Origin of the sequence: Campylobacter concisus, from assembly GCF_003048445.1 — a bacterium.
GTDB classification, from domain to species: domain Bacteria; phylum Campylobacterota; class Campylobacteria; order Campylobacterales; family Campylobacteraceae; genus Campylobacter_A; species Campylobacter_A concisus_BF.
Genome location: NZ_PIQW01000005.1, coordinates 1 through 15,873 on the forward strand (window position 1 = coordinate 1; position 15,873 = coordinate 15,873).

At 41.2% G+C, this 15,873-nt stretch carries 15 protein-coding genes; 2 read left to right on the forward strand and 13 right to left on the reverse strand.

Annotated elements, in window-relative coordinates:
• The 4 genes from CVT14_RS03825 to CVT14_RS03840 all read right to left on the reverse strand — a co-directional run.
• The coding region (locus CVT14_RS03825; protein ID WP_159071745.1) for a cache domain-containing protein at positions 1 to 980 on the reverse strand (980 nt) is incomplete at its 3' end.
• Positions 981 to 1,109: 129 nt separating this feature from the next.
• Positions 1,110 to 1,880 carry a basic amino acid ABC transporter substrate-binding protein gene (locus CVT14_RS03830; RefSeq protein ID WP_021086683.1) on the reverse strand — a complete coding sequence of 257 codons (771 nt, stop codon included), beginning with the start codon at positions 1,878 to 1,880 and terminating at the stop codon, positions 1,110 to 1,112.
• A gap of 11 nt (positions 1,881 to 1,891) precedes the next feature.
• On the reverse strand, positions 1,892 to 2,620 hold the full coding sequence (locus CVT14_RS03835) for an amino acid ABC transporter ATP-binding protein (protein ID WP_009294566.1): 729 nt from the start codon (positions 2,618 to 2,620) through the stop codon (positions 1,892 to 1,894).
• Positions 2,613 to 3,323 carry an amino acid ABC transporter permease gene (locus CVT14_RS03840; protein WP_012140157.1) on the reverse strand — a complete coding sequence of 237 codons (711 nt, stop codon included), beginning with the start codon at positions 3,321 to 3,323 and terminating at the stop codon, positions 2,613 to 2,615. Before CVT14_RS03840 ends, CVT14_RS03835 begins: the two co-directional genes overlap by 8 nt.
• Positions 3,324 to 3,469: 146 nt before the next feature.
• Here CVT14_RS03840 and putP point away from each other — a divergent pair, with 146 nt between their 5' ends.
• Entirely contained in the window at positions 3,470 to 4,957 is a 1,488-nt protein-coding gene (gene putP / locus CVT14_RS03845) for a sodium/proline symporter PutP (protein WP_021084746.1), read from the forward strand.
• A gap of 48 nt (positions 4,958 to 5,005) precedes the next feature.
• On the opposite strand, the gene tsaD is transcribed toward putP, so the two are convergent.
• The 5 genes from tsaD to CVT14_RS03870 are packed head-to-tail and all read right to left on the reverse strand — an operon-like array spanning position 5,006 to position 10,349.
• Positions 5,006 to 6,010: a tRNA (adenosine(37)-N6)-threonylcarbamoyltransferase complex transferase subunit TsaD gene (tsaD, locus tag CVT14_RS03850; RefSeq protein WP_107849746.1), complete on the reverse strand. Its 1,005-nt coding sequence runs from the start codon at positions 6,008 to 6,010 to the stop codon at positions 5,006 to 5,008.
• Positions 6,007 to 7,305, reverse strand: coding sequence for a M99 family carboxypeptidase catalytic domain-containing protein (locus CVT14_RS03855; RefSeq protein WP_107849747.1), 1,299 nt, complete (start codon positions 7,303 to 7,305; stop codon positions 6,007 to 6,009). The genes tsaD and CVT14_RS03855 overlap by 4 nt, the downstream gene beginning before the upstream one ends.
• A complete protein-coding gene (locus CVT14_RS03860) occupies positions 7,305 to 8,540 on the reverse strand; it encodes a uracil-xanthine permease family protein (protein WP_107849748.1) in 1,236 nt (411 codons plus the stop codon). Before CVT14_RS03860 ends, CVT14_RS03855 begins: the two co-directional genes overlap by 1 nt.
• A complete protein-coding gene (gene dxr / locus CVT14_RS03865) occupies positions 8,527 to 9,636 on the reverse strand; it encodes a 1-deoxy-D-xylulose-5-phosphate reductoisomerase (protein WP_107849749.1) in 1,110 nt (369 codons plus the stop codon). The genes CVT14_RS03860 and dxr overlap by 14 nt, the downstream gene beginning before the upstream one ends.
• Entirely contained in the window at positions 9,618 to 10,349 is a 732-nt protein-coding gene (locus CVT14_RS03870; RefSeq protein ID WP_107849750.1) for a phosphatidate cytidylyltransferase, read from the reverse strand. The genes dxr and CVT14_RS03870 overlap by 19 nt, the downstream gene beginning before the upstream one ends.
• Before the next feature lie 229 nt (positions 10,350 to 10,578).
• On the opposite strand from CVT14_RS03870, the gene CVT14_RS03875 reads away from it, so the two are divergent.
• A complete protein-coding gene (locus CVT14_RS03875; protein WP_021088643.1) occupies positions 10,579 to 11,454 on the forward strand; it encodes a pirin family protein in 876 nt (291 codons plus the stop codon).
• 224 nt (positions 11,455 to 11,678) lie between these two features.
• Here CVT14_RS03875 and CVT14_RS03880 read toward each other — a convergent pair whose 3' ends face one another.
• From CVT14_RS03880 to CVT14_RS03900, 4 genes are all read right to left on the reverse strand, one after another.
• On the reverse strand, positions 11,679 to 12,122 hold the full coding sequence (locus tag CVT14_RS03880; RefSeq protein WP_265094439.1) for a restriction endonuclease: 444 nt from the start codon (positions 12,120 to 12,122) through the stop codon (positions 11,679 to 11,681).
• 285 nt (positions 12,123 to 12,407) lie between these two features.
• Complete coding sequence (locus CVT14_RS03890) at positions 12,408 to 13,127, reverse strand: fumarate reductase iron-sulfur subunit (protein WP_004317555.1); 720 nt, start codon at positions 13,125 to 13,127, stop codon at positions 12,408 to 12,410.
• Positions 13,120 to 15,138, reverse strand: a complete 2,019-nt coding sequence (locus CVT14_RS03895) for a fumarate reductase flavoprotein subunit (RefSeq protein WP_004317497.1) — start codon at positions 15,136 to 15,138, stop codon at positions 13,120 to 13,122. Before CVT14_RS03895 ends, CVT14_RS03890 begins: the two co-directional genes overlap by 8 nt.
• 14 nt (positions 15,139 to 15,152) lie before the next feature.
• On the reverse strand, positions 15,153 to 15,851 hold the full coding sequence (locus CVT14_RS03900) for a fumarate reductase cytochrome b subunit (RefSeq protein WP_035142502.1): 699 nt from the start codon (positions 15,849 to 15,851) through the stop codon (positions 15,153 to 15,155).
• Positions 15,852 to 15,873 lie beyond the last annotated feature (22 nt).

Consider the following 15,873-nt stretch of genomic DNA (forward strand, 5'->3'; position numbering starts at 1 on the left):
GTCTTGTGATTTAGTAGATCAAAGAAAGATAGTAGGCCTGTTTTTAGTTTGAGGATGATTTTTAGGAGGTAAGACGATAGATAAAGTGAGAGCAATAGTCCTAAAATAAGCACCACTACAAGCACTCCGACAGATGCATAAGCAAGTGAGTTTAGATCCTCTAAAAGCTCATCTTTGTCAAGCTCTCCGATAAGATACCAGCCCATACTTTTGATATATTTTGAGCCGATCAATAAATTTCTACCATCTTTATCTAGCGATATGTAGCTGCCATTTTCGTTGATTAGCTTTTTAAGGTTTGCATCGCCAACTAAATCTTTTAGATTGCCGCTTGCATCTTTACCGATCTTGATATCGCCTTTTTCATCGACTAGTAGAAATTTACCGCCACGACCTATCTTTTGTGATTGGACAAAATTTACTATCTCACTTAAATTTACGCCAGTCGCTGCGATGCCATAAAATTTATCATCTTTTTGAACTTTGTAGTTTATATACATCATTATCTTGCCGCTGCCGTCTTCAGCCTTGTTGATGTCGATTAGGCTTAAGCTGCTGCCATCTTTTAAGGCGTAGTACCATTTGTCATTTTCTGGGTTAATGACCTTTAAAATTTTATCTTCGACGTAGTAGTTTAGGGTTCTATCTGAGCCAAACATTATTGTATCTAGCTTTAAATTTTTAGCAAGAGTTTGAAAATAGTCAAACAAGACCTTTCTACCGTGCTCGTCCTCGCCATTTTTAACCCAGTCTATTAAAAAGCTATTTTGAGTTATTTGATAAGAAGCGTCGATTATCTTATCGATGTAAGACTCTATTTTATAACCAACTTCATTGACAGCAAGTGGAAATTCTTTACTTTCAACCCTGTCGGTATATAAATTTTTAGCCATGTTATAGGTCACAAGACCAACCACACTAACACAAACCAAAAGCATGACACTTAGCACAAGTGCCGTTCTCATCCTGAGTGACTTCATTGCATTCTCCTTAAAGTAAATTGACAATTTTATTACAATATATTTAAATAATATTAAATTTTATAAATTAGAAATTTGTGAGATTTTTTGCAAGAAGCATTTTTGCCTCTTGCAAATTTATATTAGGATTTATTTTTTAAGGTCGTATTTAGCGAGCATTTTGTCAAATTCGCCAGATTTTTGTAGCTCTTCGATCGCAGCATCTATCTTTTTGATAAGATCAGTATGTTTGCCCTTATCAAATGCCATCGCAAAGCCCTCTGTGCCGTCAGGAAGTCTTAAAAACTCCTCTAAGTCTGGATTTTGTTTCAAAAACTCAACACCTATCGGGCTATCAGTAAGCACAACATCGATCTTGCCGGCATTTAGTGACATTATAGCTGCCGCTACGTTTTCAGCTGGGATTGACTGAGTTGTGATCTTTTTAGCTGCCTCTTCTTGGAGTGTGCCAACTTGAGCTGAAATTTTCTTATCTTTAAGGTTGTCTTTATTTACATCTGAGCCTTTTTTGCGGATAAATAAATTCTCTGAAAAATAATATGGCTTAGTAAAATCAACAGACTTTCTTCTCTCATCAGTTGCGCTCATACCGCTTATCGCGATATCGATCTTGCCTGTTTTTAGTGCTGAGATGAGGCCGTCAAAATTCATATTTGCAACGTCAAATTTGATCCCAGTTTTTTTAGTGATCTCATTTAGAAGATCGATCTCAAAGCCAACGATCTGATTTTTCTCGTCAAGATACTCAAACGGAGGGTAATCAGCGCTTGATCCGACCTTATAAACTACCTTTTTGCTAGCTTCTGGCGCATTTGCAGTGGCTTTTTTGCCACTATCATCACCACAGCCTATAAAAAACATAACTAACCCTAACACTAGAACTTTTAAAAAATTTTTCATTTTACTCCTTATTAGTGATTTAAAATTTTACCTAAAAACTCTCGCAGACGCTCGTGTTGCGGATTTGTGAAGACATTTTTTGGTGTGTCATCAACTGCTATCTTGCCTTTGTCCATAAAGAAAATTCTATTTGCCACATTTCTTGCAAAGCCCATCTCATGAGTCACCACAAGCATCGTTATACCCTTGGCTGCGACATCTTTCATGATATCAAGCACCTCGCCGATCATCTCAGGGTCCAAAGCACTTGTTGGCTCGTCAAATAGTATCACCTCAGGCTCCATCGCAAGACTTCTTGCGATTGCTATACGCTGCTTTTGACCGCCTGAGAGCTTGTGCGGGTAGGCAAATTTCTTATCGCTTAGCCCAACGCTCTTTAGCAGTTCATCTGCCCTCCTCTCAGCACTCTCTTTGTCTAAGATCCCAGCTTTTATCGGAGCTAGAGTTAAATTTTGCAATACATTTTTGTTTGCAAAAAGGTTAAAGTGCTGAAACACCATGCTCACTTTTTGGCGAATTTTATTTATGTCTGATTTTTTATTGAGGATATCTTCGCCATTTATCTTGATATGTCCGCTATCTGGCTCTTCAAGGCGGTTTATGCAACGCAAAAATGTACTTTTTCCACCACCACTTGGGCCAATTATCGCTATGACTTCGCCTTTTTTGATATCCACGCTGATGTCATTTAAAACACGCAAATCGCCATAGCTTTTGTTTAAATTTTTAATCTCAATCATGGCGATTTAGCCTCCTCTCAAGTAGTTTCACCAAAAGGGTGAAAAATTTAACGCTCACGTAATATACAATGCCCGTAAAAATGACTGGCTCTGGGCTGTAAAAGACCGCTTGAAGGCTCTTACTTTGCATCGTGATATCAACGACGCTTATATAGCCAACGACTGAGGTCTCTTTAAAAAGCGATATAAACTCATTTGCAAGCGCTGGCAAGATATTTTTAGTAGCTTGAGGAAAGACTATTTCACGCATCGAAACGTAGTAGTTTAGCCCCATCGCCCTAGCTGCCTCCATCTGACCTTTATCGACGCTATTTATGCCGCTTCTTACGATCTCAGCGACGTAAGCCGAGCTATTTAGTCCAAGTGCGATCACAGCTACATAGAAGTTATCGCTCCAAGTGGCGAAAATCACCACAGAAAATATTAGAAGTTGAAGTATTACAGGCGTTCCACGCAAGATGTCGATATACTCGTCTATGACGAAATTTAAAACCTTGATATCTAAAAATTTAATAAAAGCTAAAATAAATCCAAGTGTAATGCCTATAGCGATACCGCCTATCGTAAGGCCAAGTGTTACTCCGTAACTTTTGATATATGCGATCTCTTGCGCCTCGCTAAGATCTCTTGGATAGAAAAAATATGTTCCAAGTGAGACAATTATTATAAAAAATAGAAATTTGGCTAAATTTTGAGCGTTCAACTTCATCCTTTCTTTAAAATGTAGCCTTAAATGATACGAAAAAAAATATATCATTTTGCTTAAATAAATTTAAGGATTGCCCTAGCATTGAAATTTAAATAAATTTGTAATAACATAAGCGTTTTATTTTATTTGAAAGGAAATTTATGAGCTTTGGGTCTTATTTAGCCATCGCCATCTATTTTGGTTTCTTGCTCTTCATCGGACGATATTTCTACGATAAAAATGCAAGTATGAACGAGTATCTGCTAGATAACCGTCAAATGGGTCCAGTCGTCACCGCACTTAGCGCTGGTGCTTCTGATATGAGTGGTTGGATGCTACTTGGCGTGCCCGGGGCCTTATACGCAACTGGCGTGGCAAATGTCTGGATGATAGCTGGCCTTATCGTGGGAGCTTACTGCAACTACCTATTTCTAGCAAAAAGACTTAGGGTCTATACTGAGGTTGCAAGCGATAGCATCACGATACCAGACTTTTTGGAAAACCGCTTTAAAGATAGGACGAAAATTTTAAGGATCATCTCAGGTCTTATCATATTGATATTTTTCACACTTTACGTAAGTAGCGGCATCATCGCTGGTGGCAAGACTTTTGAGAGCTTTTTTGGTTTAAAATTTGCATACGGAGCGGTCTTTACGCTCATAATCGTAGTCTTTTACACATTTTTTGGTGGATTTAAGGCTGTTAGCATAACTGACGCATTTCAGGGGCTTTTGATGTTTTGTGTCCTAGTTTCGATCCCAGTCGTGGCATATCTAAATTTAGACTTGCCAAGCGATACAAATTTGATAAAAGAGATAAGCAAGCTTGATGCAAATCACCTAAATCCATTTAGAGACCAGACTTTCTGGGGCATTTTGGGCCTTCTAGCTTGGGGCTTTGGCTACTTTGGACAGCCACATATCATCGTTAGATTTATGGCGATACGTGACTCAAAAGAGCTTGCAAAGGCAAGAAGGATCGGCATCGGCTGGATGACGATCGGCCTACTTGGTGCAATTATGAGCGGACTTATCGGCTTTGTCTATTTTAGCCAAAGAGGCGGACTAAGCGATCCTGAGACCGTATTTTTAAAGCTTGGTGAGCTACTTTTCCCACCATTTTTTATAGGTATCATCATCTCAGCCGTGCTTTCAGCGATCATGAGTACCATCTCAAGCCAGCTCTTAGTCACTTCAAGCTCGGTCACAAAGGACTTCATCTTTGCCTTTTATAAAAAAGAGGTGAGCCAAAGCACGCAAACAGCGATCAGCCGCTATGCAGTCGTGGTCGTGGCGATAATTGCCACAGTGCTTGCCTTTATCTCGACAGATAACGTTTTAAACGTTGTTGGCAACGCTTGGGCTGGATTTGGCGCGAGCTTTGGACCGGTACTGCTTTTTAGCCTTTACTGGAAACGTATGAGCGCACTTGGAGCACTTGCTGGTATGATAGCTGGCGGTGCTACCGTGATATTTTGGATAACATCAGGGCTAAATGCCTATGTTTATGAAATTTTACCTGGCATTTTAACCTCAAGCCTAGCCATCATCATGGTCAGTATCTGGGGCGACGCGATAAATAAAATGACTAGCGAGCCACACGAGCAAGTGATAAAAGATGAATTTGAAAAGATGAAAACAAGGCTTTAAATTTAAGCATGGTGGCTAGCTTTAGCCACCATCAAATTTACTCTAATTTTAAATTTCAAATTTCTTAAAGCTAACCCTTGGATGTATCGCTAGTTCGCTGTGGCTTATAAATTCTCTTTTTAGATATTTTTCACGACCAGCCCTTGCTATCATCAGCGCATTATCAGAGCAAAACGAAAGTGGAGCTAGCAAAAGTTCGCACTCATTTTTTTGACAAAGAGCTTCAAGCCTTTTGCGTAAATTTAAATTTGCACTCGCTCCGCCAACCACGCCAAATCGCTTGAAATTTCTTAGCTTGAAAACCTTTTCAAGTTTATTTAAGATGTGCTCGCAGGCGGTATTTTCAAAGGCGTAGCAAATATCTGCGATATCTTTTTGTGTGATAGTTTCAAGCTTTGAAATTTCAACTCTGACTTGGTTTTTAAGCCCTGAAAAGCTATATTCAAGGCGCTTGTCGTGAAGAAGTGGGACGGTAAATTTAAACCTATCTTTATCCTCACTCAAAAGTGCGTTTTGCTGCACGACAGCGCCTCCTGGATAGCCAAGATCAAGCATCTTTGCCACCTTGTCAAAGCTCTCGCCAAAGCTATCATCGCTTGTGCTTGCAAGCTCTGTAATCTCGCCATTTTCGCTAATCTCAAGTATCATCGTATGTCCGCCACTTACTAGCAAAACGCCAAGTGGAAAGGTGGCTTCGCGGTCCAAAAATAGCGAGTAGATGTGACCAACTAGGTGATTTACGGCGATTAGCGGAATATTTAGAGCGACGCTTAGCGCTTTTGCCATGCTGACGCCGCCTATCAGGCTAACGCTAAGACCTGGCTCGTTTGTCACAGCGATGGCGTTTATATCTTTTAAATTTGGCAAGATGTCATTTAAAAGTGCTGGCAGCGCCTTTGTGTGAAGCCTCGCTGCAAGCTCTGGGACCACGCCACCAAAGATAGCGTGCTCCTCTTCTTGCGAGATCTTTTTATAATAAATTTGCTCCAGCGTCTCTTCATCTATGAGCGCGACAGAGCTGTCATCGCAACTACTTTCTATGCCAAGTATCATCTAAACTCCGCTAGTATCATGCCAGCAAATTTCTCTTTGCCATTTTCGCTTTTGTAAAACTCAACTCGGTAAATTTTGCCATCTTTATCTATGCTATAGCTTTTGTTTAGGCTGTTTTTATCGATATCTTGCTCGCTCTCATCAACGCTTTTAGTGCCATATCCTATGACATTTACGCGCACGTTTTTGAGAGCTTTTACCTTAAAGCTCTTTTTAACGCTAAATTTATCGCCACTTTTTAGCACAAGCTCTTTGCCATCGCTTAAGAGAGAAATTTTATCAAGTGGCTTTGCAAACTCGAAGTATTGCGGTTTTAGCCTAGTTACAGAGCGGTTGCCATACTGCACTTTGTAGGTGTCGTTATCTTTTATGACGGCGATTAGCGGATTTGGCGAGTGGTAGCTTAGCTCACCCCTTTTAAATGGCACGAAGCTTATCACTGGCTTTAAATTTTTAAGGCTAAGAGCGTAGCTGTTAAACAGCTCAAGCCTGATCTCCTTTTCGATCGCTTTTTTCACGCTTTTGACATCGAGCTCAAAGGGTCTAGTAAAGCTAATGCCAGCCTTTTTCATATACTCTTCGATCGCTACTAGGTGATAATATGTCCTTTGCTCGGCGTTTAAATTTTTGCTAGCTTCGTTTGCAAAGGCAGACTTGTTTTGCGTGATAGCGTAGTAGGTGAGGCTTTTTAGCATCTCTTTATCGCCCATCGCTGTGTGCGTATTTTTTACGTGATACTGATGTTTTGGATCTATAAGGTGCTTATTTAGCACGTCTTTTACGCTTGATGCGATGCTTTCAAGCTCTGGGTACTTTGAGCCTGGCAGTGTGCTTTGATCGATGATGCAGGTGTTGCCCCATTTGTCTGGATTTTCGTCCTTGCTTATAAATTTATCTCTATAATATCCGCTGCCATCGTGTAAATTTAAGATGAGAGTGACGTTTTTGTCGGTGATGACGTCTTTTATCTTCATCACCGAGTTGTAGTCTGGATCGTCCTTTTCGACGTGGGCGAATTTTCTATTCATATCGCCCTTTGTACCGCGACTTCGCTCGATGATACTTGGGAAATTTAAATTTGGCACGACCCAAAGCGAGCCTTTTGTGATGTTGTAGTCAGTTGCCACGATAGAGGCCGCCAAAAAGCCGCCTGGCTCGTCGCCTTGTATGCCACCGATTAAGAGCATAGTATTGCTACTTGGCTCACCTTTTTTGATAAGTGCATAGTCTAGTGCGCCTGCATTTGCAAGGCTTGCAGCCGCTAGAGCTGCTAGAAAAAGTCTAAATTTACGCATTAATATCCTTCGTAATGCTTTGTTTTTGGTAAAAGCAAATTTAAAACTATACCAGTAACCGCGCCAAGTCCGATACCTGAAAATTTAACCGCTCCAAGGTCAAGCACCATACCGCCGATGGCAAAGATGAAGATGAGGGCTACGATTATCATATTTCTAGGATCGGCAAGATCTACTCTGTTTTTTATAAGTGTCTCCATGCCAACGCTCGCGATGATGCCAAAAAGTAGCAGCATGATACCACCGATGACTGGAGCTGGGATGGTCGAGAGCACCGCGCCAAGCTTGCCAACGAAGGCTAGCACGATAGCAGTGATCGCTGCAAAGGTCATGATCGCTGGATTATACGCTTTTGTAAGGCTAACTGCGCCTGTGACCTCTGAGTAGGTGGTGTTTGGCGGACCACCAAAGGCAGCAGCTAGCGAGGTGGCTAGGCCGTCGCCTAAAAGGGTATTTTTAAGCCCTGGATTTTTCAAAAAGTCCTCTTTTGTGACATTTGAGATAGCGAGCATATCGCCAATGTGCTCGATCGCTGGGGCGATGGCGATAGGTATCATGTAGATGATCGCTTCAAGTTCAAATTTTGGTGCGCTAAAGCTTGGCACTCTAAACCAAGGGGCGTTTGCAATGGCGCTAAAATCAACCATGCCAAAGCAGTAAGCCACTATATAGCCAGCGATGATGCCAAGCAGGATCGGTATGAGCCTAAACATCCCGCGTCCTAGCATCATGACAACGATAGTAGCTATAAGCGAGGTGGCTGCAACTATCATCGCTACGTTTTGAGTGTAGGCCTCAGTAGCTGAAGTAGCCATTTTGACGGCATTAGGAGCTAGTATCAGACCTATGGTCATGATGACAGGGCCAACGACAACTGGAGGCAAAATTTTATGCAAAATTTTCTCGCCGCCAAAGCGAACCACAAGACTTAGCGCGACATAGAAAAATCCAGCAAATATAACTCCGCCCATAGTCACTGGTATGCCCCATTTTTCGATGCCGTACTGAAGCGGAGCGATGAAGGCAAACGAGCTTGCTAGAAAGATCGGCGGGACGTTTTTTCTAGTTATTAGCTGAAAAAGCAGCGTACCAAGGCCAGCGGTAAAGAGCGCTACGTTTGCATCAAGCCCCGTAAGGATAGGCACGAGCACCAGCGCACCAAAGGCGACAAATAAAAACTGCACACCGATCAAGCTTTGTCTAAGATCAAATTTATACCCTTCATACCTTTGCATTTAGCATCCTTTTTGCGTATTCTCGAACCTCTTTATCAACTTCATAAATTTCATCTACACTTGAAATTTTTATATCTTTAAATTTATTAGCCAAGCCCAAAATAAGCCTTGAGATATCTAAAAATGAGCACTTTTTCTCTAAAAAACTAAATACTCCAACCTCGTTTGCAGCGTTTATGACGACACCTAGATCAGGACTAGCTAAGACTTCATCTTTTAGTGAAAAGACCGGATACTTTTTAAGGCTGATCCTCTGAAATTTGATATTTTTTAGATCAAGCAAATTTGCGTGTGAGACGATATTTTGCTCAACTTTTTCAAAGATAGCATGCGAAATGGCCAGTTTCATATCTGTGCGTGAGAGATGCATCGTGCTTGAGCCATCGATAAACTCAACTACGGCGTGGATGGCTGAGGTTGGCTCTATCACGGCCTCGATATCTTTTATGCCATAAAGCCAGTAGGCCTCCATCACCTCAAAAAGCTTGTTTGTCATCGTAGCGCTATCAATCGTTATCTTTGCGCCCATATCCCAGTTTGGGTGTTTAAGTGCGTCGCTAGGCGTGGCGTCTTTTAGAAATTTGATCGGTTTTTTATAAAATGCCCCGCCACTTGCTGTGATGATGAGCTTGCTTGGGGTAGTTTTATTTTCTAGTAGAAATTTAAGCCCAAAATGCTCGCTATCAATGGGCAAAATTTCTCTTGTTTTTAAAAATTTGCCGCCAACTACAAGGCTCTCTTTGTTTGCAAGAGCAAGTTTTTTGCCAAGCGCTTGTGTCTTTAGACTAGGAGCAAGTCCAGCAAAGCCAACAAGGGCGTTTATCACCTTTTTTGAGCTTGAAATTTCAAGCATTTCTAGCAGTCCAGCCTCGCCAAAAAAGATGTTTTTAGCTTCAATGTTTTTTACATTTTTAGCTAGCTTTTCGTCGCCCACACAGACAAATTTTGGCCTAAATTTTAAAATTTGCTCATTTAGCAAAGCTACGTTTTTAGCGCAGCTTAGCGCCTCAACCTCTACATTAAATTTTTCGCAAAGATTAAGAGCATTTTTACCGATCGAGCCAGTTGAGCCAAGTATTACCACGATAGCGACCAAAGTAGCGCGACAACGCCAAATAAATAGCCATCTATCCTATCAAGCATACCGCCGTGACCTGGAAAAAGCGAACCGCTGTCTTTGACACCGCAAAGTCTTTTTAGATAGCTCTCAAAGAGATCTCCCCAGACTGCAAAGACGCAGACTAAAAAGCTTGAAAATAGAATTTGAAAAAATCCATCTGTTACGAAATTTCCAACGACGCTGCCAATTATAGTGCCTACTACCACGCCGCCAACTGCACCTTCGATGGTTTTGTTTGGTGAGCTTGGGCTAAACGGGTGCTTGCCAAAGGCTTTGCCAACGAAAAATGCGCCACTATCGCTTGCAACGACGCTTAAGATAAGCCACGCAAGATAGCCCATGCCATACTCTGAATAAAGCATCCACATCATAAATATAGGAGTTGTCGGATAGACAAAAGGGGCGACTAGCTTTAAATTTTCGCTTTTTATATGCGCAAGGATAGATGCTACCAGCATGATAGCTAGGATCGCGATGAAGATCGGATTTGTAAAATATGTAAGCACGTAAAATGCGAGTGCTGCATAAACTAGCTGTTTGTGATCGATGCCATAAAGCTTGAGCGACTCATTAAAGGCAAAGTAAAGCACAGCGCCAAGCAAAATAAAATTTAAAATATAATTATCTATAAAAAAAACTACCAAAATAGCAACAAACATCAAAACGCCAGTGATAATGCGTGAGGACATACACTCTCCTTAAAATCGTTATTTTGCCGTAATTATAACACTTAAAATTTAGACGGCGTTTAGGTGATAAAATTTTAATAATTAACTTCTACAGATGTGTAAAATTTACTTTTGGTTTATTTGTCTAAGATTTATTTAAGAAACTTAATAAGTATTTACTGAAATTAAATTATATGTTAATGGTGCCTTTTTATACTCTCCGCACGAAAATAAAAAATAAGGAGAAAACATGAGAAATGTTAGCAAAGTTTACAATCCAAAAAGCTCGCACTGGGTGGGTGATGGATTTTTAGTATATCCGCTTTTTACACATATGGATGAAGTTGATAAAGGAACGAATCCTTTTTTGATGCTTGATTATGCAGCACCGCAGTATTTTGAGCCAAATAATGGACAACCTCGTGGTGTTGGCGAGCATCCGCACAAAGGTTTTGAGACGGTAACTATCGCTTATGCTGGTGAGGTCGAGCATAGAGACTCAACAGGTGGTGGCGGTGTCATAAAGCAAGGTGACGTGCAGTGGATGACGGCTGGTGCAGGAGTAACTCATCAAGAATTTCACTCAAAAGAATTTAGTCAAAAAGGTGGGCTTTTTGAGATGGTGCAGCTCTGGGTAAATTTACCAAAAGCACATAAAAATACGCAGCCTAAGTATCAGCACCTACCAAAAGAGCGTATCCCAGTGGTTAGTATAGGAGACGGTGAAGCTAGGATAATAGCTGGTGAGTATGAGAACGCAAGGGGTGCTGCAAGTACATTTACGCCGCTAAATGTCTGGGATATAAGCATAAAAGAAGATGGTAAGATAACGCTAGACTTACCAGCAAGCCACAATCTAAGCTTGGTCATCTTGCGTGGCAATGTGATAATAAATAACTCACAAAAAGCAAGTGAAACACAACTAGTAAGGTTTGAAAACGCTAGCGGTGCAGTAATCATAAAAGCTATGGGTGGTGAGGCAAAAATACTACTTCTCTCAGGTGAGCCGATAGATGAGCCAGTAGTAGGATATGGACCGTTTGTAATGAATACAAAAGAGGAGATTAATCAAGCAATTGATGATTATCGCAGAGGAGAATTTGGGCAGATACCGGTGGAAAACTAAATAAAACGCACGTGGTTAAGGCTGCGTGCGTATTTTAGAAATTTTGTTATTTTTAGTCTTGGTTTATTTTTAAAGCTTTGTAAGATAGAGTCTTGCTAAGCTTTACAAAAGTAAAATCTTAAAAATTAAAGCGTTTTTGTATAAATTTAATGATGCCACAAAGCTTGCTTTTACTGTTTTGTTTTAAAAATTTAAATAGCAAAAGATAATTTCAAATCAACGCCTTAAAAATTGTTTTCCTCAAAAAAGTCGGTATCGATCTTGCAAATTTCATATATCTGGCTTGTTTGAACACCTACTTTATACTTTATCATGAGCTCAGCCAGTCTGTCGCCATCTATCAAGACTACGCTAAAGTTTTGACTATCCTTGGCAAACGTTTGGGCCTCTTTTGTAAATTTTGCCGTTGTAATAAAGACGCCTTTTTTGGTATTTTTATTTGAGATGGCGCCGATGAACTGCTGTATCTCTTGCCTGCCTATGTTACTACCATCTTTATATCTCTTTGCCTGGATGTAAATTTTAGAAAGTCCTAGCTCATCTTCGTCTATTATGCCATCTATCCCGCCTTCTAATCCTTTATTTGTAAGGCTTCCGGTTCCATAGTTCATTTTTTCTAAAATGCTAGATAAATTTTCACCAGTTTTTGTAATCTTAAAAGTTATAATTCACCGCATGAAATATGTAAGCCTAACAGAGTTTTTCTCAGAAAATATCAACTTATTTATAAACATAATCGCTTCATTGTTTGCGCTATTTTTTTGCTTTAGTGTTGGGTTTGATCTTTTGTTTTTTATTACCTTGCCACTTGGCTATATAATGGGCTTAGTCTTGTCGTTCCCGATTTTAATATTTGTGTTTTTAGTATTTGCGGCACTAGATATTTGTATCTGTATCTTGGCGTCAGTTTGTAGAGTTTTTAAATAAATTTGGGGCTTTTTACAGCCCCTTTGCTACTTTATAGCAGCCATTTTTCTACGCATATAAGCTATGCGGCTTTGAAGTGGTAGGTGTTTTGGGCAGTTGTCTTCGCAGCCAAGCAAAGTCATACAACCAAATACGCCATCATCATCGCCTATTAACTCGTAAAAGTCCTCGTCAGTTCTCTTGTCAAGTGCGTCTATCTTAAATCTAGCAACCCTGTTTAGACCAACAGCGCCGATGAAATCAGGTCTCATGATAGCTGTTCCACAAGATGCGACGCAAATTCCGCACTCTATACAGCGATCAAGCTCAAAAACTTCTTGAGCGACTTCTGGCTCAACTTTCTCTTCAAGCTTAGAGATATCTGTCTCATGATCTGTGTGTATCCAGCTCTCGACACGCTTACTCATAGCGTTCATCCAGTTGCCAGTATCTACGCTTAGATCTTTTAGTAGTTTAAAGACTGGCAAAGGCATAAGCTCGATGACACCGCTTTCAAAGTCTTTTGTTAGGGTTCTGCAAGCTAGGCTTGGTTTGCCATTTACTAGCATGCCGCAACTTCCGCAAATTCCCGCACGACAAACAAAGTCAAAGCTAAGATCTGGATCAAATTTCTCACGAATTTGATTTAACGCGATAAATAGCGTCATACCATCAGTCTCTTCAAGCTCATAAGTCGCAAAATGAGGCTTTGAAACTTTGCTTAAAGGATTGTATTTAAAAGCTTTTATGGTTATTTTTCTACTCATTTCCTATACCTGCTCTTTCATTTGGTGCTTTATATTTTGGTTGAAGGTCATAGTGCATCAAAGCCTCTTGAATTTCTTGTCTGCTCTTGCCTTCTGCTTGCATTTTCTCGCGAATTTCATCGACCTCTTTTTGGCGGATAGCGCTGTTTGGATGCTCGATGATATTTCCTTTTGCACCATAACCTCTAAATGCTGGCGGCATCTCCATCTTCATGATATCAAGTGGCTCATAAGTGATAGTTGGCATAGTGTCGCCTTCTTTCCAGCTTGTAAGCGTTCTGTTTAGCCAGTTAAGGTCATCTCTTTTTGGATAGTCTTCGCGGCAGTGAGCGCCACGGCTCTCTGTTCTATCAAGCGCACCTTTTGCGATACAAAGTGCTAGTTTTAGCATCTTTGGCACGCGGTAAGCCTCTTCAAGCTCTGGGTTGCCAAATAGTGCTTTGTTGCTTACTTTTACATCAAGTGACTCTTTATAGAGTGCTTCAAGCTCTTTAACAGCAAGCTCTAGACCTTTGCCTGTTCTAAATATCGCAACGTGCTCCCACATTACCTCTTTCATCTTGTTTTTGATATCAAAGACGTTAAATTTGCCCTCTTTTGTGACGAGGCTATTTAGATAGTCTTCTTGTTTTTTAACAAATTTCTCGATATCAGCTGTGTTTATCTCGATCTCGTGGCTAGCGCAATAATCTGCAAAATAATCACCAACGATCATACCAGCGACGACTGTCTCAGAAACTGAGTTACCACCAAGGCGGTTAAAGCCGTGCATATCCCAGCAAGCAGCCTCGCCAGCACTAAATAGACCAGCTAGTGTTGGGCTCTCGCCAGTTGGTTTTGTCTTGATGCCACCCATTGAGTAGTGCTGCATAGGCAGGATCGGTGCCCAGCCTTTGCCACGCTGATGTCCTGTCTCGTCGGTATATACTTCAGTGTCAGCAGGATCGATGCCGTTAAAAATTTCGCAAATTTCTTGAACGTCACGTAAATTTTTCTCAATGTGCTCGCGTCCAAGGATAGAGATATCAAGCCAAACGTGATAGCCATAAGGGCTAGGCACACCTTTGCCTGCGCGGATGTGCTCCATGATACGGCGGCTAACGACGTCGCGGCTAGCTAGCTCTTTTTTCTCTGGCTCATAATCAGGCATAAAGCGGTATCCATCAACGTCACGTAAAATTCCGCCATCACCACGGCAACCTTCTGTTAAAAGAATGCCAGATGGGACGATCGGAGTTGGGTGAAACTGAACAGCTTCCATGTTACCAAGCTGAGCTACGCCAGTCTCAAGTGCGATCGCAGCGCCGATACCCTCGCAAACAACAGCGTTTGTAGTGTGTTTATAAACTCTGCCGTATCCGCCAGTTGCTATAAGTGTGCCTTTTGAAACATAAGCTGTGATCTCGCCATTAACTAGGTCACGAACGATCGCGCCGTAACAGCGATTATTTTGGTGTATCAAAGCGATCGCCTCTTTGCGGTCGTGAATTTCTACATTGTGTTTAAGCGCTTCGTTTGCAACAGCAAAAAGCATGGTGTGACCAGTTGCATCAGCTGTGTAGCATGTTCTCCATTTTTTTGTACCACCAAAGTCACGTGAGTGGATAAGGCCATGAACCTCTTCTTTTTCAACGATAGTTGTCTTTTGAGCGTTGATGATAGCGCTTCTTTCGCCTTTTGTGATCCTAGTCCAAGGCACGCCCCAAGCTGCAAGCTCACGAATCGCTTTTGGAGCAGTTTGACAAAACATACGTGCAACTTGTTGATCGCAACCCCAGTCGCTACCTTTTACTGTGTCAGCAAAGTGCACATCTTCGTTATCGCCTTCACTCATTTTAGAGTTGCCAAGGCTTGCTTGCATGCCACCTTGTGCAGCAGCAGAGTGAGAGCGTTTTACAGGGATTAAGCTCAAAACTACGGTGCTTAAGCCCTTTTCTCCAGCAGCCACAGCAGCTCTAAGACCAGCTAGACCACCACCAATTACTAATGCGTCATAATATTTTACATTCATCTTCTAGCTCCTTTTTAATGGCTGATCCACACGAAATCGGCGATTAGCGCGATCACAGCAAGTATGCCATAAATGACAAATACAACTGTCTTTGCCTTATTTCTTTTAGCAAGCATTTCGTGTTTGTTTGCGCCATCAATACTTACCCACTTGACATACAAGCGGTACATGCCAACGCCAGCGTGAACGACCATGAAAACAAGTAGTGCGAAGTAGAAAATTTCTAGTTTGTGAAAAGCAGCAGCTGATTTGTCAGCTGTGATGTGACCACCAAAGATGATGTCGATTATGTGGGCGCTTGCTGCAAAAAATAGAGCAAAGCCTGTTAAAAACTGGAACCACCAAAGTGTGGTATCAAGGTGCTTCATGCGGTCTTTATGGCCTCTAAACATTAAATATTGTCTGTAATTTGCAGGAAATTTTCTCATTGCCAAGAAGGCGTGAGTAACAAAAACTACAAAGATAACAGCAGCTATAACATTTGTGATCCACCAAGTAGCCTCACCAAATAAAAATTTAGCCTCTGCAAATCCTACGACAGCGTTAAATGCGTCTTTGCCAAGTAGTATAGTAGAAGTAAAAACCATATGGCACAATATGAAACAGGCTAGAATAAATCCTGTAATACTTTGCCATCTATCCCAAGCGGCTGGAGTGCGGCTTTTTTTGCCGTCCGACCGTTTCCCCAAAAAACCTTCTATAAGCCCGGTCATGAGCCCTCCTAAGAAATTTGAA